Source organism: Novosphingobium rhizosphaerae (genome assembly GCF_050920675.1).
In the GTDB taxonomy this organism is placed as follows: domain Bacteria; phylum Pseudomonadota; class Alphaproteobacteria; order Sphingomonadales; family Sphingomonadaceae; genus Novosphingobium; species Novosphingobium rhizosphaerae.
Genome location: NZ_CP137861.1, coordinates 3,572,254 through 3,596,674 on the forward strand (window position 1 = coordinate 3,572,254; position 24,421 = coordinate 3,596,674).

At 63.9% G+C, this 24,421-nt stretch carries 27 protein-coding genes and 1 tRNA gene; 13 read left to right on the forward strand and 15 right to left on the reverse strand.

Annotated elements, in window-relative coordinates; translation table 11 throughout:
* Nucleotides 1-202: 202 nt before the first annotated feature.
* Nucleotides 203-960 (forward strand): IS5 family transposase gene (locus R9J51_RS16200; RefSeq protein ID WP_179505086.1). Its coding sequence is split into 2 segments (ribosomal slippage): nt 203-542 and nt 542-960, totalling 759 coding nucleotides; the frame shifts between segments, so codons are not numbered across the junction.
* A 90-nt stretch (nt 961-1,050) separates the two neighbouring features.
* Nucleotides 1,051-2,058 (forward strand): IS110 family transposase, encoded by a 1,008-nt coding sequence (locus R9J51_RS16205; protein ID WP_179505087.1) that lies wholly within the window; start codon nt 1,051-1,053, stop codon nt 2,056-2,058.
* Nucleotides 2,059-2,295: 237 nt separating this feature from the next.
* On the opposite strand, the gene R9J51_RS16210 is transcribed toward R9J51_RS16205, so the two are convergent.
* The gene (locus R9J51_RS16210) at nt 2,296-2,595 is read right to left on the reverse strand and encodes a hypothetical protein (protein ID WP_218847398.1); all 300 of its coding nucleotides are present in this window, start codon (nt 2,593-2,595) and stop codon (nt 2,296-2,298) included.
* An 863-nt stretch (nt 2,596-3,458) separates the two neighbouring features.
* Here R9J51_RS16210 and R9J51_RS16215 point away from each other — a divergent pair.
* Complete coding sequence (locus R9J51_RS16215) at nt 3,459-4,094, forward strand: hypothetical protein (protein WP_179505089.1); 636 nt, start codon at nt 3,459-3,461, stop codon at nt 4,092-4,094.
* Between the two features lie 303 nt (nt 4,095-4,397).
* Here the strand turns inward: R9J51_RS16215 and R9J51_RS16220 are convergent, their stop codons facing one another.
* Nucleotides 4,398-5,300 (reverse strand): LysR substrate-binding domain-containing protein, encoded by a 903-nt coding sequence (locus tag R9J51_RS16220; protein WP_179505090.1) that lies wholly within the window; start codon nt 5,298-5,300, stop codon nt 4,398-4,400.
* 98 nt (nt 5,301-5,398) lie between these two features.
* Between R9J51_RS16220 and R9J51_RS16225 the strand changes: the two genes are divergently transcribed.
* The 3 genes from R9J51_RS16225 to R9J51_RS16235 are packed head-to-tail and all read left to right on the forward strand — an operon-like array spanning nt 5,399 to nt 8,251.
* A complete protein-coding gene (locus tag R9J51_RS16225; protein ID WP_179505091.1) occupies nt 5,399-6,544 on the forward strand; it encodes an alkene reductase in 1,146 nt (381 codons plus the stop codon).
* 39 nt (nt 6,545-6,583) lie between these two features.
* Nucleotides 6,584-7,357, forward strand: a complete 774-nt coding sequence (locus tag R9J51_RS16230; protein ID WP_179505092.1) for an SDR family oxidoreductase — start codon at nt 6,584-6,586, stop codon at nt 7,355-7,357.
* Between the two features lie 60 nt (nt 7,358-7,417).
* Nucleotides 7,418-8,251 (forward strand): oxidoreductase, encoded by an 834-nt coding sequence (locus R9J51_RS16235; RefSeq protein WP_218843497.1) that lies wholly within the window; start codon nt 7,418-7,420, stop codon nt 8,249-8,251.
* Between the two features lie 290 nt (nt 8,252-8,541).
* On the opposite strand, the gene R9J51_RS16240 is transcribed toward R9J51_RS16235, so the two are convergent.
* From R9J51_RS16240 to R9J51_RS16250, 3 genes are all read right to left on the reverse strand, one after another.
* On the reverse strand, nt 8,542-10,104 hold the full coding sequence (locus R9J51_RS16240; protein WP_432787585.1) for a transglycosylase SLT domain-containing protein: 1,563 nt from the start codon (nt 10,102-10,104) through the stop codon (nt 8,542-8,544).
* Entirely contained in the window at nt 9,989-10,750 is a 762-nt protein-coding gene (locus tag R9J51_RS16245; protein ID WP_432787587.1) for a tyrosine-type recombinase/integrase, read from the reverse strand. Before R9J51_RS16245 ends, R9J51_RS16240 begins: the two co-directional genes overlap by 116 nt.
* Before the next feature lie 185 nt (nt 10,751-10,935).
* Nucleotides 10,936-11,025: transfer RNA gene (locus R9J51_RS16250), tRNA-Ser, on the reverse strand.
* A 162-nt stretch (nt 11,026-11,187) separates the two neighbouring features.
* On the opposite strand from R9J51_RS16250, the gene hspQ reads away from it, so the two are divergent.
* On the forward strand, nt 11,188-11,580 hold the full coding sequence (gene hspQ / locus R9J51_RS16255) for a heat shock protein HspQ (RefSeq protein ID WP_168557775.1): 393 nt from the start codon (nt 11,188-11,190) through the stop codon (nt 11,578-11,580).
* 69 nt (nt 11,581-11,649) lie between these two features.
* Here hspQ and R9J51_RS16260 read toward each other — a convergent pair whose 3' ends face one another.
* Nucleotides 11,650-12,444, reverse strand: coding sequence for an ABC transporter permease (locus R9J51_RS16260; RefSeq protein WP_432788004.1), 795 nt, complete (start codon nt 12,442-12,444; stop codon nt 11,650-11,652).
* A gap of 217 nt (nt 12,445-12,661) precedes the next feature.
* On the opposite strand from R9J51_RS16260, the gene R9J51_RS16265 reads away from it, so the two are divergent.
* The 4 genes from R9J51_RS16265 to R9J51_RS16280 all read left to right on the forward strand — a co-directional run bounded on the left by R9J51_RS16265 (nt 12,662) and on the right by R9J51_RS16280 (nt 15,876).
* Complete coding sequence (locus R9J51_RS16265) at nt 12,662-13,396, forward strand: GcrA family cell cycle regulator (protein ID WP_168557773.1); 735 nt, start codon at nt 12,662-12,664, stop codon at nt 13,394-13,396.
* A gap of 102 nt (nt 13,397-13,498) precedes the next feature.
* Nucleotides 13,499-14,635 carry a diguanylate cyclase gene (locus R9J51_RS16270; protein WP_179505093.1) on the forward strand — a complete coding sequence of 379 codons (1,137 nt, stop codon included), beginning with the start codon at nt 13,499-13,501 and terminating at the stop codon, nt 14,633-14,635.
* Nucleotides 14,636-14,793: 158 nt separating this feature from the next.
* Nucleotides 14,794-15,366 carry a hypothetical protein gene (locus R9J51_RS16275; RefSeq protein WP_179505094.1) on the forward strand — a complete coding sequence of 191 codons (573 nt, stop codon included), beginning with the start codon at nt 14,794-14,796 and terminating at the stop codon, nt 15,364-15,366.
* A gap of 102 nt (nt 15,367-15,468) precedes the next feature.
* Complete coding sequence (locus R9J51_RS16280) at nt 15,469-15,876, forward strand: hypothetical protein (RefSeq protein ID WP_179505095.1); 408 nt, start codon at nt 15,469-15,471, stop codon at nt 15,874-15,876.
* 76 nt (nt 15,877-15,952) lie between these two features.
* On the opposite strand, the gene pnp is transcribed toward R9J51_RS16280, so the two are convergent.
* From pnp to rbfA, 8 genes are all read right to left on the reverse strand, one after another.
* Nucleotides 15,953-18,271: a polyribonucleotide nucleotidyltransferase gene (gene pnp, locus R9J51_RS16285; protein ID WP_179505096.1), complete on the reverse strand. Its 2,319-nt coding sequence runs from the start codon at nt 18,269-18,271 to the stop codon at nt 15,953-15,955.
* A 296-nt stretch (nt 18,272-18,567) separates the two neighbouring features.
* Nucleotides 18,568-18,837, reverse strand: a complete 270-nt coding sequence (rpsO, locus tag R9J51_RS16290) for a 30S ribosomal protein S15 (RefSeq protein ID WP_022677134.1) — start codon at nt 18,835-18,837, stop codon at nt 18,568-18,570.
* Nucleotides 18,838-18,858: 21 nt separating this feature from the next.
* Nucleotides 18,859-19,758 carry a tRNA pseudouridine(55) synthase TruB gene (truB, locus tag R9J51_RS16295; RefSeq protein WP_179505097.1) on the reverse strand — a complete coding sequence of 300 codons (900 nt, stop codon included), beginning with the start codon at nt 19,756-19,758 and terminating at the stop codon, nt 18,859-18,861.
* Between the two features lie 44 nt (nt 19,759-19,802).
* Entirely contained in the window at nt 19,803-20,201 is a 399-nt protein-coding gene (locus R9J51_RS16300; protein WP_169476263.1) for a DUF6491 family protein, read from the reverse strand.
* A 115-nt stretch (nt 20,202-20,316) separates the two neighbouring features.
* The gene (locus tag R9J51_RS16305; RefSeq protein WP_179505098.1) at nt 20,317-21,009 is read right to left on the reverse strand and encodes a site-2 protease family protein; all 693 of its coding nucleotides are present in this window, start codon (nt 21,007-21,009) and stop codon (nt 20,317-20,319) included.
* Nucleotides 21,006-21,554, reverse strand: coding sequence for a GNAT family N-acetyltransferase (locus R9J51_RS16310; RefSeq protein WP_179505099.1), 549 nt, complete (start codon nt 21,552-21,554; stop codon nt 21,006-21,008). The genes R9J51_RS16305 and R9J51_RS16310 overlap by 4 nt, the downstream gene beginning before the upstream one ends.
* 10 nt (nt 21,555-21,564) lie before the next feature.
* Nucleotides 21,565-22,167, reverse strand: coding sequence for a thymidine kinase (locus R9J51_RS16315; protein WP_179505100.1), 603 nt, complete (start codon nt 22,165-22,167; stop codon nt 21,565-21,567).
* Between the two features lie 18 nt (nt 22,168-22,185).
* Nucleotides 22,186-22,590, reverse strand: a complete 405-nt coding sequence (gene rbfA, locus R9J51_RS16320; RefSeq protein ID WP_168557763.1) for a 30S ribosome-binding factor RbfA — start codon at nt 22,588-22,590, stop codon at nt 22,186-22,188.
* Nucleotides 22,591-22,800: 210 nt separating this feature from the next.
* Here rbfA and R9J51_RS16325 point away from each other — a divergent pair, with 210 nt between their 5' ends.
* Entirely contained in the window at nt 22,801-23,145 is a 345-nt protein-coding gene (locus R9J51_RS16325; protein ID WP_168557762.1) for an RcnB family protein, read from the forward strand.
* A gap of 179 nt (nt 23,146-23,324) precedes the next feature.
* Nucleotides 23,325-23,969 carry a glutathione S-transferase family protein gene (locus R9J51_RS16330; RefSeq protein ID WP_179505101.1) on the forward strand — a complete coding sequence of 215 codons (645 nt, stop codon included), beginning with the start codon at nt 23,325-23,327 and terminating at the stop codon, nt 23,967-23,969.
* Between the two features lie 9 nt (nt 23,970-23,978).
* On the opposite strand, the gene R9J51_RS16335 is transcribed toward R9J51_RS16330, so the two are convergent.
* Nucleotides 23,979-24,302 (reverse strand): hypothetical protein, encoded by a 324-nt coding sequence (locus R9J51_RS16335; RefSeq protein ID WP_432787590.1) that lies wholly within the window; start codon nt 24,300-24,302, stop codon nt 23,979-23,981.
* Nucleotides 24,303-24,421: the final 119 nt, after the last annotated feature.

Below are 24,421 nucleotides of genomic sequence, written 5' to 3' on the forward strand. Positions count from 1 at the left end.
TCGCATCAACATTGGCCAATGGCGTCTCAGCGGCAGAGCCTGTCCCCTCCATAGCCTGAGAACCAATATCTAACGGTCGGAAGCGTGCAGATGAGCCAAGTCGATGTAGGGGAGCTCTGTAGGGTTGAAACCCAATCAGGCCATTGAAAATTATGCGATAGGCTGATTCAAAGGGCTTCCATGAAGGATGGAGGCCCTTTTGATGTCGCGCTCGTTGTTCTGGTTGTCGGATGATGCCTGGCTGGCGATCGAGCCGCACTTGCCAAAGAACCAGGCTGGAGCGCGGCGCGTCGATGATCGGCGGGTAATTTCGGGCATTTTCCATGTGCTGAAGTCCGGTTGCCGCTGGTGCGACTGCCCGGCGGACTACGGGCCTTCGACGACGATCTACAACCGCTTCAACCGCTGGTCGCGGCGAGGCTTCTGGACGAAGTTGCTCGACACGCTGGCTGAAGCGGGCGCAGTCACGAAGAGCACCGCGATAGACAGCACCTACATCAAGGCCCAGCGCTCGGCGTTTGGCGGAAAAGGGGGCGTCAGACGCAGGCGATCGGCCGTTCTCGCGGCGGCTGGACAACCAAGGTCCATGCCTTGACCGACGTGCTTGGCCGCCCCTACGCGCTGATGCTGACCGCTGGCAATGTCAGCGACGTAAAGGCTGCGCCAGCGCTGCTCGAGCGCGCCGGGCGAATGCGCTACTTGCTTGGAGATAAGGGCTACGATGCCAACAGCTTGCGCAAGGTCCTGCGAGACAACGGCACCAGCCCCGTTATCCCCGGCAGGCGCAACCGCAAGCGTGCCATCCGCTACGATCAGCAACGCTACCGCAGCCGACACCTCATCGAAAACGCATTCTGTCGGATCAAGGACTTCCGCCGTGTCGCGACCCGTTACGACAAGCTTGCCGCAAACTTCCTGTCAGGCGTCGCGTTGGTCGCCGCGCTCGCTTTCTGGCTCTGATTGAGTCATCGTGTAATTGCGGCTGCTTCCCTCGGACCTCGGCAGAGGCGCACACTTCTGGTTGTCGAATCCTGAAGGAAGGAAACAGCCATGAAGCATTATGCCGGACTGGACCTGTCGATGGAAAGCACGCAGCTCTGCATTGTTGACGAAAATGGGCGGAAGCTCGTGTCGGAGAAGGTCGAGAGTTCTCCGGAGCCGATCGCCGCGATGCTGGGTCGCTATGGCCCAGTCGAGCGGGCGGTGATCGAGACCGGGCGCATGTCGCCGGCGATCTGCCTGGGTCTACGCGAACTGGGTGTCCCGGTGGTGTGCATCGATGCCCGGCAGGCGCACCAGAGCCTGAAGGCGATGAAGGCGAACAAGACCGATCCCCACGATGCCGCCGGGCTCGCGCAACTTGCGCGGACAGGGTTCTACAAGGAAGTGCACGTCAAATCTCCGGCCGCCCATGGCGTGCGCAGCGTGATCACCGCGCGTGGCCACCTGGTCGAAGCACGTGTCCGGCTCGACAACATGATCCGCGGCCTTTGCGCCACTTTCGGCTACCGCCCTGGTCCCGGACAAGGGAGAGCATTCCTTGAGCGGATCATGCAGGCTGCCCACATTCCCGGCTTGGGCGAGGCAATCGCATCCCTGTTGGGGGTGCGCGCCGAACTGGTCGAGCAGATCAAGGAAATGGATCGCCGCCTGCGCATCATCGCCAGCCAGTCGCAGGCCTGCGAAATCCTTATGACTATCCCGGGGGTCGGCGTGCAAACATCCGCCGCGTTCGCCGCTGCGGTGGATGAGGCGGGCCGCTTCCGACAATCCCGCAATGCCGGCGCTTACTTCGGTCTGGTGCCCAGACGCCACCAATCGGGCGAGCTCGACTGGACTGGCCGGATCACCAAGCAAGGGGACGGAACCGTACGCAAGCTGCTCTATGAAGCCGCCAACTCGATCCTCACCCGAAGCCGGGAAACCTTTGCTTTGAAAACGTGGGCCATGAAGATCGCCAAGCGCCGGGGGCTCAAGAAGGCCCGTGTCGCGCTTGCGCGCCGCCTCGCGGTGATCATGCACGCCATGCTGCGCGACGGCACTTTGTTCCAGGCATGAGGTAGGGTAGAACTCGTTTGCCAGCGGTGAAGCGTCAAAGCTGATCCGAGGGCGGTGTCCCGCGAGGGAACGCAGGGACGAACGATCTGCGAAGGTTACCGGATGGGCCACCAAGCCCGCTTCGAGTCAATGCAACGTTCGCCTCTGTGAGACCCGATACAGCACGGCCAGGCCTAGCCTCGGTCAGTGCGGACAGATCCATGAACCCTCAAGGGATCACACCGCCTCGCTCTGCAATTACAGATCAACCCTAGTACCAGTGGGCGCCTTGAGGTCTCGACCACCATGTTTGATGGTCTGTCGGCCGACGGCATTTACGAAAGCACTCTCATCATGCACGACAATCTCGATAGGCGCTACGCCGCCATATTCGAACTCTATCCTCAGCGCCTTGCGAAAGAAGGTCGTTACTGGGATAATTGCAGAGACTGCGTCCGTCGGGACCTCAAGATCCAGGCCGTAAATCTCAGGCAAGAACATGAGGTTGAAGGGGAATTGAGGCGTCACGACAAGATGCTTACCGCGCACCACCACCAAGAGGCAGTTGCTAGCGCCACCTATCCTTGACATCAGGCCCCGGAGTGACTTCCCCGAACAGCCCTTCTCAGCAAACTGAGCATCGTCGAGTACTCGGGGGAAAGTCGGCCTCCCTTTAGAACGGCGATGCCATACCGATGCCGTGATTACCGCAGCGATCCATAAAGGCGAGGTCCAGAAAATCCAAGAATTGTCCGCCAATCCGGATACCTCTGCCATATCCAGTTGTTTCCCAGCACGACATTCCACACCAGTGTAATATCTGCAATGGTGTCTTGTCCAAATCGACCGATTTAGGCGATAGGGTGCCTATTGCCCCTCCATCGCGCCAACGCAACGCTCAAGTGATTGCCGCCGCGAAAGAAGACGTTGCAGGGCCTGAAGGCCGACCACGAAACCGCTCCTTCGTTCATCTTCTGGGGAGATACGGTGAACTGCGGGTGACAGCGCGGCCGTATGCATCGCCGATCCGCGGCAGTGGCTGGGGGATGCTGGCGTGCCCAAGGACTACCGTAAAGCAGCAACGGGCTGCAGTTCGTCCATAGTCACTCTGTATCCCCTTTTCCGGAGTTCGCGAACGAGGTTGGACCAGTAACCGCGCCAAGGCTCAAGCGCGTCATTGATACACGTTCTTCTGATCACCAGCGGCACGCGTAGCTGGCCCGCTTCCCAACGAGCTTCGGCACTTACACTTACCTTAGGACTCTGCATGGCTACGGTCTGCCGGAGCGTTTTGCCATGGCTATCCAACAAGCCTGAGCCCCAAGGTGTCATGCCGATGCGTTTGGCGGTCATTCGTACATACCGTACGGGGTTAGGTATGAAACATTGCGGCCCTGCGAATCCCTTCTAATAAGAATATCATGTTGAAGCGCTGGTGGCAGGATCGGAAAGAGCGTCGGAACGAACGGCAACGTCTGGCGCTGCTAGAAGCCGCTCTGGAGGTGCCGGTTGAACTGCGGGATCTGGACCATGTCCACCCCATAATCCTGCCGGGCGAGATTCTGGATCTGGATTGGGTTGGGCCCTGCATTCCCATCAACGAAACGCCCTTTGCGCTTGCCTGGGCAGAAGTGCGCGACGGTAATGCCTGGACCTATGTGAGCTTCGCGATGGCTGATTGGTGGAATGGCAAAGGCCTCGATTGGCAGCGGATGGCATTCCAAAATCTTCGCAACGCCAGCGAGCTCGGCGCAAACGGCGAGAAACTCGACTGCGAAGGACGCCCTTTCATGAAAGTCATGCTGCAGGCTGACGCCTTTGGGCCTTCGAGGCTGCTGATCCCTGGTCTGTTTCAGCACGAATTAGGAGCGGCGTATCAAGTGGCCATCCCAGAGCGCACATGTGCAGTGGCCCATCGCTCAGAGCTGACGGTCAGCGAAGCTTCCGATGTGGAAGGTGTGATCAAGGGTTGCTTTGCGCATGGAACGGAACCCATGTCACCGGAACGATTTCACGCTTCCACATTCTGGAAGCCAGCTATCTTTGGGGGGTGGTGACAGGTTCTACGATTTGCATATGGCGTGCGGGAGCGCGGAACTCCGCCCTCATTGCTGACGTTCAGAGGCCCTGGCTGCGGCGTCGGAACCAGTAGTACGTTCACCGCGATCGCAGTGCAGGGGAATGCCGGGGTCTGGGACATAGCGGGCATGAACAAAGGCTTCGGCGAATGGCCGCTTAATCCGGAAGCCGTCGGTTCATCCTAAGTTTAGCTTTTCGTCTTGTGACTGGGCTGTCACGACCTGCCGGTGCCAACCGCAACAGGGTGGCCATTTCCTCGCCCGGCCACCCCTTGCTGACATTTAACGCTGTAGCCAACGCGCAACGTGCGTAGACATGAAGTCAACGAAGACGCGCACCTTTGGCAAGGGGTACTGGCTCGCGGGCCATAGAATGTGCAGCGCCCCGGTTTCCTGGACCATTCCCGGCAAAAGCTCGACGAGCAGCCCCTTTTCCATGCTCGGTCGCACTGCAAAATCGGGCAGATGCGCGATGCCTCTCCCTCGGATCGCAAGTTCAAGAAGTGGCTCCATCATGGTCGCGGTGATGGTCGCATCAGGTAGTGACGCTTCGCCATTCGCGAGAGCTGGCCAAGGTAGCAGCCGCCCGGTTTCCGCGAGGCGCTGGCGTAAACAGGCGTGGCCCGCCAGATCCGCAAGGGATTTCGGCACGCCTGATCGCTCGACGTATCCTGGGGACGCCACGAAGCTCCATCCGAACTCTCCAAGTTTTCGATGCCGCAAACGGCTATCGGCTGGCGCGCCAGAACGAATAACCGCGTCGAAGCCCTCGTCGATCACGTCGACGAACCGATCGTTGATGTCGAGATCGAGTTGGATGTTCGGATAGGCCTCGTGGAACGCGGTGATCACCGGCAGCAACAGCGTTGGCTCGACCGGGAGGCCGATTTTCAACCGTCCGTGCGGCGCAGCGCGGGCATTGGAAACTTCCGCCTGGGCGGCTTCGATCTCGCTGAGGATACGACGGCAGCGATCCAGGACTAGCGTCCCTTCGTCGGTGATCGCGATCGATCGCGTCGACCGATGGAATAGCTGAACCGATAGCTGCTCTTCGAGCTTCTGGATGGCCTTGCCGATCGCGGAAGGTGTCAGCCCCATCGTCTGACCGGCGAGTTTGAAGCTCCGCTTCTCCGCCGCCAGCACAAAAGCCTGAATGGCGGCGATGCTTTCGACCTGGACACGCATGGTAGAATTATATTCTCTTTTGAGCAGAATTATAGCCGTTTTTCATATCATGCTGGAGGCCATAAATTGCGAGCATCACCAATCGCGAGGCGCGCATTATGGAAGCCCTTTTCAAACCTTTCGACCTGTCCGGCCTGAAGCTGCCGAACCGCGTCTTCATGGCGCCACTGACCCGCTCGCGCGGTCCCGACGATGCCGCCACGGATCTTGTCGCGCTCTACTACACCCAACGTGCGACTGCTGGCCTGATCGTGTCGGAAGGATCGCCGATTTCACAGGAGGGCCAAGGATATTTCCACAATCCCGGCATCTTCACGCCCGAACAGATAGCCGGATGGCGGCGGGTCACGGACTCGGTTCACGCAGTCGACGGTCGCATGTTCATCCAGCTCTGGCATGTCGGGCGCATAGCCCACACCTCGAACCAGCCCTATGGTCGCGCCCCAGTCAGTTCGACCGATCGGGTGGCTGAAGGCGCGATGGCGTTCGGCCGCGGCGATGACGGGACGATCGGCTTTGTCCCGGCATCCTGCCCCCGCGCACTAAAAACTGACGAAGTGGCGCGCGTTGTCGAGGACTTTGCAGTTGCAGCACGCAATGCGATGGCTGCGGGCTTCGATGGGATCGAACTTCACGCGGCAAACGGCTACCTGTTCGATCAGTTTCTTAACCCGCATATCAACGACCGGACGGATCGCTACTCGGCCGCGGCGATCGAAGGGCGGATGCGCTTCACCCTTGAAGTCGTCGATGCCGTCAGCGCGGCGATCGGCGCGCACCGTGTCGGCATCCGACTTACGCCTTATGGGGTCATCGGTTCGGTGCCGATGTTCGATGACGCGGAAGAAACCTACGTCGCTCTGGGCAAAGCCCTGGGTGAACGTGGGATCGCCTACTTTCACGTGATGGATCAGACGGGGTTCTTCAACACCCCCGCCGGCCAGAAGCCGACAAGCGAGCTCATCAAGGAATTGCTCATCAAATGGCGCGTGGTCGCGCCGCATACGGCAATCCTGCTCGACGGTGGAATGACGAAGTCCCGGGCGAACGAGCTTATCACCAACGGCGTCATCGACCTTGCCGGCTTCGGCCAGCCGTTCATCGCCAATCCCGATCTGGTCGCCCGTTTGCGTCACGACTGGCCGCTCAACCAGCCTGATCGCGCGACATATTATGAGGGCGGCGCCCATGGATATGTCGATTACCCCCCATACCGCCCCGCCGACGAGCGCGTTGCGGCCTGACGCCATTAACGCACCTCCCAAGCGAAGAAGGATCAACGCATGCCCCAATATTCCGAACTTAAGGGCAAAGTTGCCCTCGTAACCGGCGCTGGTTCGGGCATCGGCAGGACGACCGCCCTGGCGTTCGCAGGACAAGGCGCGCAGGTCGTCGTCTCGGATGTCAACCCCGACGCGGGCGAGGAAACCGTCAAGCTCATTCGCGATGCAGGCGGCGTAGCGATCTTTGTCAAGACCGATGTGAGCAAGGAGGACGAGGTGCAGGCCCTTGTCAGCCAGACCGTGACAGAATTCGGGCGGCTTGACATCGCCTTCAACAATGCGGGTCTGACGCAAAATTCTGCGCCACTCGCGGAGCAGCCTTCCGGCACCTACGACGAGATTTTCGACGTAACCGTGCGCGGCGTATGGCTGTCGATGCGTGCTCAGATCGGCCAGATGCTCAGGCAAGGCGGTGGCACGATCGTCAACATGGGATCGATGTCGGCCGTCGTCGGCATCCCCGGCCTTACGACCTATGCAGGCTCCAAACATGCCGTCCTCGGCCTCACGCGGGGCGCTGCCCTGGACTATGCGAAACAGGGCATTCGCATCAACGCAGTCGGCCCGGGGACGATCGACACGCCGATGATCGACCGCTTTGTGGAGCTGGCAGGATCGGACAGCGTCATGGAGCCGATCCGGGCCGCGCATCCGATCGGTCGCACCGGCAAGCCGGAGGAAGTCGCGGAAGCCGTGCTATGGCTCGCCTCCGACGCATCGAGCTTTGTCGTGGGTCACATCCTCATGGTGGATGGCGGCTACTCGATCCAATGACACCACCTTTCCGGCTGCCCCTTTGTGGGGTAGCCGGGGAGCCTTCAACGGAATTTCATTATGCAGACATGGTTTATTACCGGTGCAAGCCGTGGCTTTGGCCTAGAAATGGCCCGCGCCGCGCTGGCCGCCGGTCACAAGGTCATCGCGACGGCCAGGAATCGCCGGCACATTGTCGATGCCCTGCAAGGCGATCATGAGCGGCTTTGTGCGCTGACGCTTGATGTCACGCAGCCCGCGTCGATTGAGGCTGCGGTGCGCGATGCGGTCGAGCGTTTCGGCAGGATCGATGTGCTGGTGAACAATGCCGGCTACGGTCAGCTCGGGGCATTCGAGGAAGTGTCCCGCGATCAGCTCGTCCGCCAGTTCGATACGAACGTGTACGGTGTGTTTGATGTGACCCGTGCGGTTTTGCCGATCATGCGACGCCAGCGAGCAGGCCACATCATCACCATTTCCTCGATCGCCGGCATGAGCGGGGGCGCGGGATCATCCGTCTACTGCGCGAGCAAGCATGCGGTCAGCGGCTGGTCCGAGGCTCTGGCGGAGGAACTGGCGCTGTTCGGGATCAAGGTCACTTGCGTCTATCCGGGCCGCTTCCGCACGGATTTCCTTGATCGCAGCTCTGTCCGATACGGTGACATTAAGATTGCGGACTACGCCGCCTTTTCGACCGCACGCATTGAAGCGCTCGACGCTAACAATCACCTTCAGGCCGGTGATCCGCAAAAGTTCGCATTGGCGATCATCGACCTGGCCTCAAATAAGGCGCCGCCGGTCTGGCTAGCGGGCGGTTCGGAAGGCTATCGCGTTTTCATGGCGAAGGCCAACGCGCTACGCGACAACGCCGAGCGCTGGAAGGAGGTAGCCACCTCGCTTGATGTACAGGGCTGACAGCCGCTAGGGACGGCTTTCGGTAAACGCAGACGTTTCAGACGGAAGATGGGCAGGTGGTAATCTGGTCGACACTTGCCAGTTTCAGCGCCACGCGACTCGCCGCTGGGTCCGCCGCGATTCCGGTCGTTCACTGTCCTGTCCATTACCGTCTGAAGTGCCCCTTCATTCATCGAACCGCTTCGGGTGAATTTTGCGGCGTCTCATCGCGCCAATCAGCTGACCGAAAATGCGAGCGGCATCACGCCGGCGATCGGCGCCCCCGGCACGAACCTGTGCCATCCGCACCATCATGGCCGGCCTTTCCGCAGTTCGCGTGGAAACAGACTGTCGCGCGGCGGCACCCGAAGCGCGTCAACGCTGGCGGGATACGTCGACCGGTCCGTTCCGCCAAGCGGCCGGGGCGAAGAGAACAGTGGGACGGCACGCCAGTCTGGCATTGCCGCGTGCTCGTCCTGCGCCGCCGGCACAGTGGTGCCGAGATCCCCCGACAAGGCGAGCCGAGCGGACAGCCGGGCCACATAGCGCAGGGTCTCGGCAGGCAAGGGGCGAAGGCCGCAACGATAGGCGTCGTAGCGGGTCGGCCCGGCGTTGTAGGCCGCCAGAAAGCCGGGACGGCCATAGCGATCACGCAGCACCCGGACATAAGCCGCGCCGGCCAGGATATTGGCTCGCGGTGCGAAGGGATCCTCGCCCAATCCATAAGTGCGGGACAGCGCGCGCCAGGTGTCCGGCATGAGTTGCATCAAGCCCATCGCACCGGCCGGCGACACGGCCGCAGGATCGCCACCGCTTTCAGCAGCGAGGATCGCGGCCAGCCAGGTTTCGGGCACGGCGAACCGCGCGGCGGCTTCGGCGACAAGCGGCGCCCAGGGCGACCGGTCCGGCGGTGCCGCTGGGGACAAGCCAGTCAGCGGTTTTGCCTGGGCCACTGCGGTCGGCGAGGCCAGGCCGCAAACCAGCAGCCGCGCCGGCATCACCGTGATGCTGCGCACGACGCAGCGCATGCCGCTGGACCGCCCTGCCCAATACCAAACCAGGCCACGCCGCCCATTGCCGGCGCGGCACTGCCGACAAGGCATCGGCGCGAACCGGGCAGGATGGGCCCGATCGTCGGCGCCGGTGGGCCATGGACCACGCTCACCCTGCGCGCAAACCGATGCCAGCGCGCTCGGCGACCACCAGGCACGGCCTGCCGACCTTTGCGAGAAAAGACCAGGAGGGATCATAGCTGCGTCCTTGGCATGAGAGACAGAGACGACGGCGCGAACTGGCACGGGCGAAGCCAGCGCCTGCTGGACAGTTGCCACATGCTGCGCGGGCACGGCCGCGATACGGGCCGGAGGCAGGCAATGGTCCGCCCAGAGTTGCATCAGCCCACGCCGCTTGCGGAAAAAGTCCGTGCGCAAGTAGGCTGCCTTGGTCTTGTTGCCGATGGAATGCGCGAGGCAAGCTTTGGCCACCTCATCGGCAGTGTCGGTTTCATCGGCAACCCAGTCGCGAAAGCTCGAGCGAAAGCCATGGACCGTCACAGGGATGTCCATGCCGCGCACCAGTTCGAGCAACGCCATATCCGTCAAGGCCGCACCCGAAATCGGTCCTGGAAAGATATACATGCTGTCGTCGATCGCCAGTTGCCTGGCACGACGCAGCACGTCGGCGGCCTGGCGCGAAAGCGGCACGATATGCTCCACACCCATCTTCATGCGCTCGGCCGGAATGGTCCAGATCGTCAGATCATCGTCCACTTCCAACCAGAGCGCATGCCGGACCTCGCCCGAACGGACCGCGGTCAGGATAAGCCAGGATAAGCAATTCAAGGGCCAGCGTGCCGGCGCTGCTCGGCTTGGCACGCAGGGTCTCCAGAAAGGCCGGAACCTCGAAATGGGGCAGCGCGGCAAAATGCCCCTTGCGCTTGGGCTGGCGCGGCAAGCCGCGCGCGAGTGAGCGCATCGGCGCTTCGCTGTCACGCAACCCCTTGGCATAGCACCAGTCCAGCACCGCACCGATCCGTTGCCGCACCCGGCGCGCGGTTTCGGGAATATCCAGCCAGATTTCGGCCAAGACATCGCGGATCATCGGCCCATCGATCTTGTCGACCGTGCGCTTGCCCAGCTTGGGAAAGGCATAAAGTTCCAGCGTTTTGATCCACTGCTGCTGGTGCTTGCCGTTTTTCCAGCCCTTGCACATCTCGGCATGGGCCCGTCGGGCTGCCTCCTCGAACCGAGGGATCACTTTCTTGGCCTTGCGCCGCTCCTCGGCCGGATCGCCACCTTTCGCAACCTGCGCGCGCAGGGCGGCCGCTTCGAGCCGGGCGGCCTTCAGCGAGATGTGCCGAGCATCGCCGATGGTAATGTCGTTGCGTGTACGGTGGATCTGGATCCGCAACACCCACTTCCTGCCACCGGCAGGCGAAATGCGCAGATACAACCCCTCGCCATCAGCATAGCGACCAGGTTCGCTTAACGCGTTGACCATGGAGTTGGTGAGCTTTCCCATGCCCGGAATCTATCACTGGAAGGTCCGATTTCAAACCGACCGTCCCTGCGCTAGCCCACACTCTAGCCCACACTTCGCACTTCAACGGCTCGCCCAGCGAAAATAGGCGGTTTCAAAAAACGCTTATTTTTCCGTGCCTTGTGTCGTATTTTAGGGTAGCCCGGCGCGCTGCCGGAGGGGGCACATGGCGGAGAGGGTGGGATTCGAACCCACGGTACGGTTGCCCGTACACCGCATTTCGAGTGCGGCGCATTCGACCACTCTGCCACCTCTCCATGAAGTGCCCTGTGAAGGCGGCGCTGGCGCCGCCCCGGTCGAGGACCGCGCCACTAGCGCACGATTCCGGGCTTGCCAAGAGGAAAGAGGAGTTATCCCCAGGCGCATATTCCCCAAAAGCCTTGCTTGTTTCGCACCTGCCGCAAACCTATATTCACCCCATGTCGATCTTTGCCGAAAATACCAGTTACTTTTCGCCCCAGGCCGGCCGCCAGATTTCCGTTCCGGCGGTAAGCGAGGCACGCTTTGCGATCGGGGATGTGGTGCGCCACCGCCTGTTCGGATTTCGCGGCGTGGTCTTCGATATCGACCCGGTCTTTGCCAACAGCGAGGAATGGTACGAATCCATTCCCGAAGACATGCGACCGATGCGCGAGCAGCCGTTCTACCACCTGCTCGCCGAGAACGACGAGAGCAGCTACGTCGCTTATGTCAGCCAGCAGAACCTGGCGGCCGATGCGGAAGCCGGGCCGGTCGACCATCCCTCGCTGCGCGAGATGTTCGAAGGCTTTACCGACGGGCGCTATCGGCTAAGGCGCAGCCTGTCGCACTGATCTGCGCGGCACACGAAAAAGGGCGCCTTTCCTATGGGAACGGCGCCCTTTTTCGTATCCGTGAAAATTTCAGGCCTTGAGCTTCCAGCCTGAGCGCAGCAGGCCATAGACGATCAGGCCCAGCACCAGGTTGAGCACGCCCAGGCCGATCGCGCCGTGCAGCACGGCCATGTTGCTGCTGCCGATGTCGCTTTGCCCCAGGAAGCCATAGCGGAAGCCCGAGATCACGTAGAAGATCGGGTTCATCCGGCTCACGGTCTGGAACGCCGGCGCGAGCCGGTCGATCACGTAGAACGTGCCCGACAGCATCGACATCGGGGTGATGATGAAATTGGTCACCGCCGCGTTGTGATCGAACTTTTCCGCCCAAAGCGAGGTGGCAACCCCGATCAGCGAGAGCAGGATCGCGCCCATCAGGCCGAACCATACCACGGCCCAGGGGTGGCGCACCACGAGCGAGACGCCCGGCCAGAACATCATCGCGGCCGCCACGGCCAGGCCCACCAGGATCGCCCGCGTCACCGCCGCGCCGACCATGGCCGCCAGCAGTTCCCCTTCGGAAATCGGCGGCATCAGGTAATCGATGATGGTGCCCTGGATCTTGCCGCCCAGCAGGCCAAAGCTGGCATTGGCAAAGGCATTGTTGATCATGCCCATGGCGATCAGGCCCGGGGCCACGAAGCTGGCGAAGGGCACGCCCAGCACCACGCGGCCGCCACCACCCAGCGCGAGCGTGAAAATCATCAGGTAGAGCAGCGTGGTTACGGCGGGGGCCCAGATCGTCTGGGTCTGCACCTTGAAGAACCGCCGCACCTCCTTCATATAGAGGGTCCAGAGCCCGACACTGTTGAAGCTGCGGAAAATCGGCTGTCCGGGCGGCGGGAAACCGGCTAGATGCCCATAGGCATGACCGGCGGCGGCGCCTGCAAAGGTGTTGCCGGCGTCAAGCGGTTTCGTTTCTCCGGTGGGAGACGGGAATTGATTGGCCATGGGCTGCGCGGTATCGCGCGCACGGGCCGATGGCAAGACAATGAAAGGGCAAGGGGCAATCCCCTTGGCCCATGCAAAGGTTTTCGAACGGATGAGCTGGACCGACGAGCGGATCGAGAAACTGACCAAGATGTGGGAAGGCGGCGCCACCGCCAGCCAGATCGCCGAGGAACTTGGCGGGGTCAGCCGCAACGCCGTGATCGGCAAGGCCCACAGGCTGGGGCTGAAGGCGCGGCCTTCCCCGGTCAAGGCCAACGACAAGACCGAGGCGACCGCCGCGGCGCCCAAGCCGGCCAAGCCGACTGCACCCGCAGCGGCGCCAGCGCCGGTGGAAGCGCGTCCGGCAGCGCCCAAGCCTGCCCCGGCGCCCGCGCCGGTGGAAGCGCGCCCGGCCCCGGCCGCCCCGGTGGCCCGCCCTGCCCCGGCAGCCCCCGCCGCCCCGGCGCCTGCCAGCGCTGCGCCGGCGACGGACGCACCCACCCCGCCTGCACCGCGCGTGGTTTCGGTCGGCCCTGGCGGCTTCCTGCGCCAAGGCCCTGGCGACCAGCAAGCGCCGATCCCGCCCGCGCCGCCGCGCCGCCTGGTGCCCGCACGCCCGAGCCCGGAAATCGCCGACAAGACCAGCTTGCTCGATCTCAACGATCGCATCTGCCGCTGGCCGATGGGGCACCCGGGCGAGCCGGACTTCCATTTCTGCGGCGAAAAGGTGAACCCTGGCTTCCCTTACTGCGTGGAACACTGCGGCCGCGCCTATCAGGCGCAGTTGCCGCGTGGCCATCGCCGCCCGCCCCCGCCGATGCCGTTTGGCGGCCCGCGCGTGCGCTGATCCACGGGGCCTGGCATAGCCGCCGAGCCCCGTCGCACCATTGCCGAAAATAACGCAAGGCCGCGCCCTTAACCGGAACGCGGCCTTGTCGTTCTGGCGCGCATGGCCAAGCAAGACCGGTGGGCAGAGAGCCCTTTCCAGCGCCTGTGGCACAGGCTGGGCCTTGGCCCTGAACCGCACGCGTCTGCCGACGTGGCCGGCGTGGCCGGCGTGGCCGAAACGCTTGCGGCGCGCCGGGCGCTGCTGGCGCGCCTCGCCGCGCTATTGATCGATCACGACCTGCCGATCACACCGTTCACCCTGGTCATGGCGCACGATTGCGTGACCGGGGCCAATCCGCGTCTGGCCGAACTGCTGATTCAGCGGATCGGTGCCGGCCTGCCGGTGGACCTTGCCTGGCTGGAACAAGCGCTGCGCCATCCCGCGCAAGACCTGGCGGCCGAACAGCTCGTCACGCTGCTGTGCCATGTGCGCGAAAGCCTGACCGCCTTCGATCGCAGCACCCATGGCGCCATGCAGGCGAGCGGCGATTTTGCCGATAGCCTGCAAGCGCACCTGGGAGAAATGGCCAAGGCGGGCGCCGACAAGGCGCTGGTGCGCAGCCTGGCCGAAGCGACGCGCGCCATGCTGGCGCAGGCAGGCCAGTTGCATGCCGAGCTGGCCGCCAGCCGCAAGCGTACGGCCGAACTGCAGAGCACCCTGGAACAAGTGCAGCGGGTGGCCGATGAGGACCACCTGACCGGCCTGGCCAACCGGCGCGCGTTCGAACGCCAGTTCGCCCAGGCGCTGGAGACAGCCCGCGCCACAGCCGCGCCGCTGTGCCTGGGCGTGGTCGACATCGACCATTTCAAGCGGATCAACGATCGGCACGGCCACACTGCCGGCGACCGCGTGCTCAAGGTGGTGGCAGAAACCCTGGGCGTGCTGCGCGAGGCCGGCTGCATCGTGGGCCGGATCGGTGGGGAGGAATTCGGCGTGCTGTTTCCCGGCCGCAGCCCTGGCCAGGCCTTGGCGCTGCTCAATTCCGCGCGCGCCAGGATGGCGGAACGCCGCCTCATCAATCGCACCACCGACGTGCCGTTCGGGCCAGTGACGTTTTCAGGTGGTATCGCCGATGCCATTGCCTGTGGCGACCTGGAAAGCGCGCTGACCGCCGCGGACGGGGCGCTCTACGCTGCCAAGGGCGGCGGCCGCAATCGCGTGATGCTGACCGACCGCGCGTGGCCCGTGGCCAGATAGCCAATCGCGTCGCGATCACGCCGATCTGGCGCGATATGTATTTGTTGCCCAAGGCCTGTGATGGCACCCTGCCGATCGAAGGGAGCGCGTCCGTGCCTTATCCAAACCCATGGTTCAAGTTCTGCGCTTCAGTCTCGGTTGCCCTTCTGGCTTGGGCCGTGCCTCAGACGGGTTTGGCCAAGGAGGCGTTCGATCGGCAGGGCTATGAGGCGGCGATTGCCCGCGCCCAGAGCGGTGCTGCCGACGTGGACTATCTGTTCCTGCGCCAACAGGCCGCGATCAGCCACCACTATGCCTTTCCGCGCTGGGACGATCTGCCCAAGGCAGATGCCGCGCTCGACAGCGCACCCGCGCGGAGCCTCGCGCTGGCGCAGGCACGGCTCAAGGACGTGTGGGTCGACATGTTTGCCCATGCCGTGGCGCGCATGGCATTGATCAAGCTGGGCCGCACGGCGGAGGCGGCGCAGGAAAAGACCATCATCGATGGCCTGATCCGCTCGATCATGGGCGGCCATTCCGGCAAGAGCGCGCAGGATGCGTTCAACGCGGTGACCATCGACGAGGAATATGCGTTCCTGGCCCTGGGTGGGATGAAGACTCAGCGGCAGGCGCTGTCCAATGTCGAGGGCCACAATTTCGACGTCATGACGGTCAAGAGCGCGCAGGATAGCGGCGAGGAATTGACCTTGTGGTTCAATATCGATTCCTTCTTCGGGAAGGAATTCCAATAGCTTGGCCAAAGCGAGGCGTGCGCCTTCATCGTGACCGCCACTCTTTTGCAAACGGGAAAATCTGCTAGGCTCGCATCGGGATCGAAAGGCACGGAGATTGCCATGAAGATCCTGTTGTCCCTGCTTGCTTTTGCCCCGATCGCCGCCCACGCCGCGCCACGGCTGGACGAGGCCTGCAGCGGTTCGGAAACCTTGCAGGTCGGCACCCAGGCGCCGCGCACCCTGCCCTATGCGCTGACCTTTCACGCTGACCTATTGGCCGGCACCTATTGCTATGACCGCTGCACCGCGAATGAAACCTATCCCATCGCGCAGCGCCATGCCGTACCGATCAGGCTCGCCGATGTCTCCTGGCCGAGCCAGCAACGATGGATCACGTTCGATCCGCGAACCGGCATGCTTGCGGATCACCAGGTGATGACGCTGGGCGTCATGGGACGGATAGAGCGCGATGCCCACGCCAAGTGCGCGCCCGCCAGCCCGCTTGCGGTGCCGGCTATCAAGCCCTGACGCAGCGTCCACATACAAGAAAGGCCCGCACCGGGTGGGTGCGAGCCTTCCTTGTTGCCATCAGGCTGTCTTGTCCTCAGTCGTCAGACTTGAGGAACGCCGGCATGTGATCGGGGGCCGGGCCTTCGTCACGGTCGCGGCGCGGGCGGTCGCCACCTTCGCGGCGGGGGCCACGGTCGCCATCGCGGCGCGGACCGCGATCGCTGCGGGGGCCACGACGATCGCCGCCCCGGTCACCGCGATCGCCGCCACGGTCACCGCGCGGTTCACGCGGTTCGCGCGCCGGGCGGGTGTCTTCCAGCGCTTCGCCGGTTTCCTGGTCCACCACGCGCATCGACAGGCGCACCTTGCCACGGTTGTCGATCTCGAGGACCTTGACCTTGACTTCCTGGCCTTCCTTGACGACGTCGCCCGGCTTTTCCACGCGCTCGTTCTTCATTTCCGACACGTGGACGAGACCGTCCTTGCCACCCATGAAGTTCACGAAAGCGCCGAAATCGACGATGTTCACAACCTTGCCGTTGTAGACCTTGCCCACTTCGGGTTCTTCGACGATGCCGAGGATCCACGCCTTGGCCGCTTCGATCTGCGCGATATCGGAAGACGAGATCTTGATCAGGCCTTCGTCGTCGATGTCCACCTTGGCGCCGGTTTCCGCGACGATTTCGCGGATGACCTTGCCGCCGGTGCCGATCACTTCACGGATCTTCGACTTGTCGATCTGGATCGTTTCGATGCGCGGGGCATGGGCCGACAGTTCGGTGCGGGCAGTGCCCAGCGCCTTGGTCATTTCACCCAGGATGTGCGCGCGGCCTTCCTTGGCCTGGGCCAGGGCCTTGCGCATGATTTCCTCGGTGATCCCGGCGATCTTGATGTCCATCTGCAGCGAGGTGATGCCTTCGCTGGTGCCGGCCACCTTGAAGTCCATGTCGCCCAGGTGGTCTTCGTCACCCAGGATGTCCGACAGGACGGCAAAGTCCTTGCCTTCCAGGATCAGGCCCATGGCGATGCCCGAAACCGGGCGCGCGATGGGAACGCCCGCGTCCATCATCGACAAGCAGCCGCCGCACACCGTGGCCATCGACGAGGAGCCGTTGGATTCGGTAATGTCGGAGAGCACGCGGATCGTGTAGGGGAACTCGTCCTTGGTGGGCAGCACGGGGTTGAGCGCGCGCCAGGCGAGCTTGCCATGGCCCACTTCACGACGACCCGGAGCGCCGAAGCGGCCCACTTCACCCACCGAATAGGGGGGGAAGTTGTAGTGCAGCATGAAGCGCTGGTAGGTCAGCCCGTCGAGACCGTCGATCATCTGCTCCGCATCCTTAGTGCCAAGGGTGGTGGTGCAGATGGCCTGGGTTTCGCCACGGGTGAACAGCGACGAGCCATGGGTGCGCGGCAGGAAGCCGACGATCGATTCGATCGGGCGAACCTGCGTGACCGTGCGGCCGTCGATACGCTGGCCGTCCTTGAGGATGGCGCCGCGCACGATTTCCGCTTCCAGCTTCTTGAGCGTCTTGATCGCCACCATCTGCGTCTGCGGGGTTTCATCCGCAAACAGCGTCTTGGCCTTGGCGCGCACTTCGTTCAGGGCGTTGGAGCGGGCCGACTTGTCGGTCAGGCGATAGGCAGCGGCGATATCGGCGCCGACGCCCTTCTTGAGCTTCGCCTTGATGTCGGCCGTGTTGTCCGACAGGTCGATTTCCCAAGGATCTTTGGCTGCCTTTTCGGCCAGTTCGATGATCGCACCGACGACCTTGCGGCTTTCCTGGTGGGCAAAGACCACCGCGCCGAGCATTTCTTCCTCGGTCAGTTCCTTGGCTTCCGATTCCACCATCATCACGGCGGTGTCGGTAGCGGCAACGACCAGGTCGAGGCGGCCGCTGGCAGCTTCCGACAGCGACGGGTTGAGCTGGTATTCGCCATCCTTGAAGCCGACGCGCGCGGCGCCGATCGGGCCCATGAAGGGAACGCCCGAGATGGTCAGCGCGGCCGAAGCGGCGATGATCGCGACGATATCGGGTTCGGTCTCGCCGTCATAGCTCAGCACCTGGGCGATGACGTTGACTTCGTTGTAGAAGCCTTCGGGGAACAGCGGGCGCACCGGACGGTCGATCAGGCGCGAAACCAGCGTTTCCTTTTCGGTGGCGCCGCGTTCACGCTTGAAGAAGCCACCGGGGATGCGGCCGGCGGCCGAAAACTTTTCCTGATAGTGCACGGTGAGCGGGAAGAAGTCCTGGTCTTCCTTCACCGACTTGGCGGCGGTCACGGCGCAAAGCACCACGGTTTCGCCATAAGTGGCCAGCACCGCGCCATCAGCCTGGCGTGCGATACGGCCGGTTTCCAGGGTGAGGGTCTTTCCGCCCCACTCCAGCGATACGGTCTTGACGTCGAACATGAATTTTCCTTCGGCCCGCAGGCCCTATTGCCGGCGGGATTTGCTGCCGGGGATACCGTCCCGGTCCGGTCTGGGGCTTGGCCCCACAGAGCCCGCGCCGAATTGCGCAAGGCCCCTTTGCCTTACCATGGATTGCAGGGATGCCGAATGCCTTTTGCATCGGCTCGCAGCCCATCCTGGTCGATCCACCGTGACGGAGGATCAAATACAAAACGGCCCGCCTGGGGCGGCCGCCGCCAGCCTTGCTGGCGGATCTTGAAACAAAACGGCCCGCCGGGGGCGGGCCGTCTGTGAACTTACTTACGCAGACCAAGCTTCTGGATCAGCGCGTTGTAGCGATCGACATCCTTCTTCTTCAGGTAGTCGAGCAGCGAACGACGCTTGTTCACCATCTGCAGAAGGCCACGACGCGAATGGTTGTCCTTGTGGTGGCCCTTGAAGTGTTCGGTGAGGTTGACGATCCGCTCGGTGAGGATGGCCACCTGAACTTCGGGCGAACCGGTATCACCGGCGGCGCGCGCGTTGTCCTGGATGATTTCCTGCTTCTTTTCCGGGGTCACCGACATAAGTATTCACTCCGCGACATGCTATAGATTGAAACCCCGTTCAACGCGCAAGGCGCCGCCTGCCAGCATGACCAGCGCGACCGGCTTGCCGCCGCATCGCGCCCACCACAGCCCGTCAGGAAAGGGCAACCCCGATAGAACGCGGCCCTGGCGGACCGCCCCGGCCTGTTCGGGGTTGAGGTCAAGAGCCGGGATGTCGACCAGCCCTGCCTCCACAGGCAAGATCACGTTCTCAAGGGGCGCCCCTTGGCCCCATTCGTTCAATTTGTCCAGCGAAATCGCCTGATCGAGCGTGAACGGCCCGGCTTTCAACCTGCGCAGCATGGTCACATGGCCGCGCGTGCCCAGCGCCAGGGCCAGGTCGCGCGCCAGGCTGCGGATATAGGTGCCTTTGGAAACATCGGCCTCCAGCGTGGCGCTGTCCAGTGCTGAAGCGCGGCCGGTGGTTTCCAGCACGCGCAAGGCGTGGATCGTGACGTTGCGCGCCGCCAGTTCCACCACTTCGCCCGCGCGGGCAAGGTCATAGGCGCGCTGGCCATCGACCTTGAGCGCGGAATAGGCCGGCGGCACTTGCACGATCGGGCCGGTAAACGCGGCGAGCGCGGCATCGAGCGCAGCGCGCGCAGGGCGCACCGGGCTTTCGCCGATCACCGCGCCTTCCAGGTCGAGCGTGTCGGTTTCCGCGCCGAACGCCACGGTAAACGCATAAGTCTTGCTGGCGTCGAGCATCCGCCCGCACAGCTTGGTCGCCTCGCCCAGTGCGATCGGCAGCACGCCGGTGGCCAGCGGATCGAGCGTGCCGCCATGGCCCACCTTGGCCTTGCCCAAGCCGCGCGTCCGGGCATTGCGCTTTACCGCCGCCACGCCCTGGGTGGAGCCCAGGGCCAGCGGCTTGTCGAGAATGATCCAGCCATCTGCCATGGGCCTGCCCCCTAGGGGGCAAAGCCGACCGGCGCAAGCAAGGCTCAGGCGGCGGGCCTGCTGCTTGCAGTGTGCGCGGCCTTGGGGGCCACGCGCGAGGGCGGACCATCCACCTTGACCAGGCTTTGCACCGGATAGCTGTGCCCGCGCACCAGCACGCTGGCAAAGCGATCGAAGGTATCGGTGCCGCGCCCATCAAACCCGATCGTTTCCACGAAAGGCAGGTCGAATGCCGGCGCCATCAGCGTGGCGCGGTACCACTGGCGGTGCTGGTCCTGCACGTACAAGGTGCTGTCACCTTGCGCGCGCCAATCCTGGATGCCGCCATGGTTGACGAAGGGGATCGAGGCTTCGGCCGTTGCCGGGGCTGGCGCGGCGGGCGCCTGGGCGAGTGCCGGCGTGGCAGCCAGGGCCAGCGCGGCGAACAGTGCGTTGCGGATCATCAGATCTGCTCCATGCGTAAAATCATGCATGCGACATGGGAAGCCCGCCGCCCGCATCAAGCGCGGCGCGACAAATCGCGACCAAGCTGAAATTCCATTCAGCCCGAAACGGTATTCAAGCGAGCGGCCGCCCGGCCACCAGGCTGGCCAAGGCGAGATAGTGATCCGCCAACCAATTCACCGGCGGATCGATCACGGTGCGCAACGGATCGATAGCGGGAAACAACCAGGGCAGCCCGATCAGCAGCAACAGGATCACCGGAAAGCCAAGCGGCCGCAGCCGGGCATAGCCGCGCGCCAGGCGTTCGGGCAACAGCCCTTCGACAATGTGCGAGCCATCGAACGGCGGCAGCGGGATCAGGTTGAAGCAGGCGAGAAACAGGTTGATCGCCAGGAAATTGACCAGGTTGGCGGCGACGAACTGCGCCACGGCGCCCGGCCCGGTGACAAACCGGGCGAGCACGCCGATGGCCAGCGCCGCCACCACCGCCAGCGCGAAATTCATCGCCGGCCCGGCCGCGCCCACCAGCATCATCGCCCGGCGTGGCCGGGGCAGCCCGCGCACGTCCACCGGCACCGGCCGAGCCCAGCCAAACACCGGCGCATGGGCCAGCGCCAGCATGCCCGGCAGGATCACCGTGCCCACCGGATCGACATGGCGCAGCGGATTGAAACTCAGCCGCCCCAGATCCTTGGCGGTGCGATCGCCCAGCAGCAGCGCCATGCGGCCGTGGGCCACTTCGTGAAACACGATGGCCACGATCATCGGCACCGCCAGGGTGGCGACGGTATAAAGCGTCTCGTTCATCCCCGTGCCTCTTCCCATTCCTGGCGCAGCAGCGAAAACAGCACAGTATCGCGCACCCGCCCGGTCCAGGTGCGGCGCTCGTGGCGCATCACCCCTTCGGTCTGCGCGCCCAACTTGCGCACCGCCGCCTGGCTGCGGGCGTTCACCTGATCGACCTTGAACACCACGCGCTCCAGCCCGCAGGCAAAGGCGTGGTCAAGCATCAGGCGCTTGAGCCGGCCATTGAAGCCCGTGCCGCGCAGCCCCGGCACGATGAAGCTGTTGCCGATCTCGATCGACCAGCCCGGCGCGCCATGTTCGAGCCAGCCCGTCATGCCCGCCACCCCGCCATCGGCCAGCACGGCATAGACCCGCCGCTGCGGCGCGCTGGTCAGCAGGCGATCGAACTGCACATCGAAATCGCCACCCAGATAGTTGTGCGGATAGACCGCCCAGATCTCCGTATCCTGCGCGCAGGCCGCGCGCAGCCCCTCGCGATGGCGCTCCGCCAGCGGCTCCAACGCCAGGTTGCCCTCGGCCAGGGGCACATAAAGTTCGTCGCTCATTGGCCAAAGCTCATAGGCGTTCATCCGGGCGCATGGCCGCGCTGAAATGGGCGCGACACAGGGAAAGATAGCGTTCGTTGCCGCCGATTTCGGTCTGCGCGCCCTCGCGCACCGGGTGGCCGGCGGCATCGACGCGCAAGTTCATCGTCGCCTTGCGCCCGCAGTGGCACACGGCCTTCAATTCCACCAGGCTGTCGGCCAGGCCCAGCAGCGCGGCCGAACCTTCGAACAGGTCCCCGCGGAAATCGGTGCGCAGGCCATAGCACAACACCGGCACCCCGGCGCGGTCAGCCAGATCAGCCAGTTGCCAAACCTGCGTGCGTGTCAGGAACTGGGCTTCGTCCACCAGCACGCACGCCAGCGGCGCCTGTGCCAATTGCGTGCTCACCGCCTGCCACAGGTCGGTGTCGGGCGAAAAACGATGCGCGTCGGCATGAAGTCCCACGCGGCTGGCGATGGCCCGCCCTGGTCCGAGATGCTCTGCCCGGTCGTCAAGCGCAGCGGTCCACAGCATGGCGGCCATGCCGCGCTCATGATAGTTGAACGCGGCCTGGAGCAGGTTGGTGGATTTGCCGGCATTCATGCTGGCATAATAGAAATAGAGCTTGGCCATGGCGCCGCCCGCGGGCGCTCAGCCCTCCGCCTCGCCCGAGAGATCGCGCTGCACCCTCGGATCGGACAGCAACGCGTCGATCCGGCTCGCCTCGTCAAAGCTTTCGTCGCCCAGGAACTTGATCCGTGCGGCATATTTCAGCTTGAGCCGGCCGGCCACTTCCTTCTGGAAATAGGCGGTGTGCGTGCGCAGCGCCTTGAGCACGATATCCTCGTCCTCGCCCAGCAGCGGCTTGATGAAGACGGTGGCGTGGCGCAGATCGGGTGACATGCGCACTTCCGTTACCGAAACAGTGTGGGCAGACAGCACATCGTCGTGCACGAGTTGGCGCGTGAGCAGTTCGGAAAGCACGTGGCGCACCTGCTCCCCCACCTTGAGCAGGCGGACGGAGCGTTGTTCGGGAGAGGCATTCTGTCGGTTCATCGCCGGCCTATATGGGGCATTGGCCACGATTGCGCCAGAACCTGTGCACGATTGCCGGTGAAGATTTCATGCCAAGGCGGCACGGCCGGCCCCAGCGCCATGTCTCCCAGCGTTACAAAGCGGATACAAAATCAGACATTTGTTTCGGGAGCCGCAACCACGTTGCGGGGTTAAGGCAGAGTGCTTCCGGCATGACATGAAAGGACCGTCATGAACAAGCTTTCCTCTGCCCTGATCGCGCTTGCGATCACCCTGCCCGCCGCAACGCCGGCCCTGGCCCAGCACCGCGACGATCGCCACGACGACCGCCGTGGCCCCGCCGCCCATGGTCCGGCCCGCCCCGGCCCCAACCGCATGCAGGCCGGCAATCCGTTCCGCAAGGGCCAGCGCTTTGAAGCGCGCCGCGCGCCGAACTACCGCGTGGTGGACTATCGCCAGTATCGCCGCCTCGGCCCGCCGCCGCGCGGCTACCACTGGGTGCGCTCGGGCAATGACGCGCTGCTGGTGGCCATCGGCACCGGCGTGATCGCCTCGGTGATTGCCAACAACTTCTGATCACCCCCCCCCGATCGGAATAAGAAGGGGCGGCCTTGCAAGGGGCCGCCCTTTTTGCTTGCCCGAAAGCGCAAAACCCCGCCGCCGGGCAAGCGCCACGCACGCCTGGCTCAACCAATCGGCTATCGCGGCAGCGGACCGGCTGGATCGGGCGGGCGATTGGTGCGATGCTGCCTGGCATGGAACCGTTCGTCACCGCCTTTGCCAATTCGCCCGATCGCGGCCGGGGCCTGGCGCGCGACATGGCGGTGCGCTGGGCGCTGGAAGAAGTGGGGCAGCCCCATGCCGTGCACCGGCTGACCTTTGCCGAACTCAAGGCGCCCGAGCACCTGGCGCGCCATCCGTTCGGCCAGATCCCGACCTATGAGCAAAACGGGCTGGTCCTGTTCGAATCCGCCGCCATCGTGCTGCATATTGCCGAACGCCATGGGGGGCTGCTGCCGGCAGAGGCGCAGGCCCGCGCCCGCGCGATCACCTGGCTGTTCGCGGCCGTTGCGACGGTGGAGCCGCCGATCGTGGAGCGCAGCATGGCCCTGCTGCTGGAGGCGGACAAGCCCTGGCATGCCGAGCGCCTGGCCATGCTGAACGCGCGGGTGGCGGCGCGCTTGGCGCAGCTCGCCCACCATCTGGGCGAGAAGACCTGGCTCGACGGCGCGTTCTCCGCTGCCGATCTGGTGATGGTTGCCGTGCTGCGCCGCCTTTCGGGCTCCGGCCTGCTCGATGCCCATGCCCCCCTCGCCGCCTATGTCGCGCGGGGCGAGCAACGCCCGGCCTTCGTCCGCGCCTTTGCCGCCCAGCAAGCCGTGGCGCAACGCAACGCGTAAAGGTGGCGGTTACTGGAAATGCGCGAGATTGGCGAACCCGTCGTTCGCCTTGGCCTGCTTGATCAGCTTGCGCAGGCAAGCGCGCACCTCGCGCTCGAAGCGCCGGTCATCGTTAACCCCGGCCAGAAGATAGTCGTCCTTGGCCAATTGCGTGGTCAGGAACGCAACGAAGCTGGCCTGGTCTTCCACGCTGGGGCTGCGGCGGGCCAAACCGCAGACGTAGCCCTCGGCGGCGGCCTTGTCGTAGTCGTCGCGGTAGTCGCGGCCCTTGCGATCGGCATAGATCTGCTCCTGCGCGGCCGCCGCCATGCGGCTTTCCAGCCAGGTGCGCACTTGCGCTGGGTTCCATTCCCCCCCGCCTGCAATATCCCTTGTTTTAGCCAACCGCCTGCTCCCGTCTGCCAAAAGAAAGGGCGGCCTTTCCAACAGGAAAAGCCGCCCTTTTGATAACC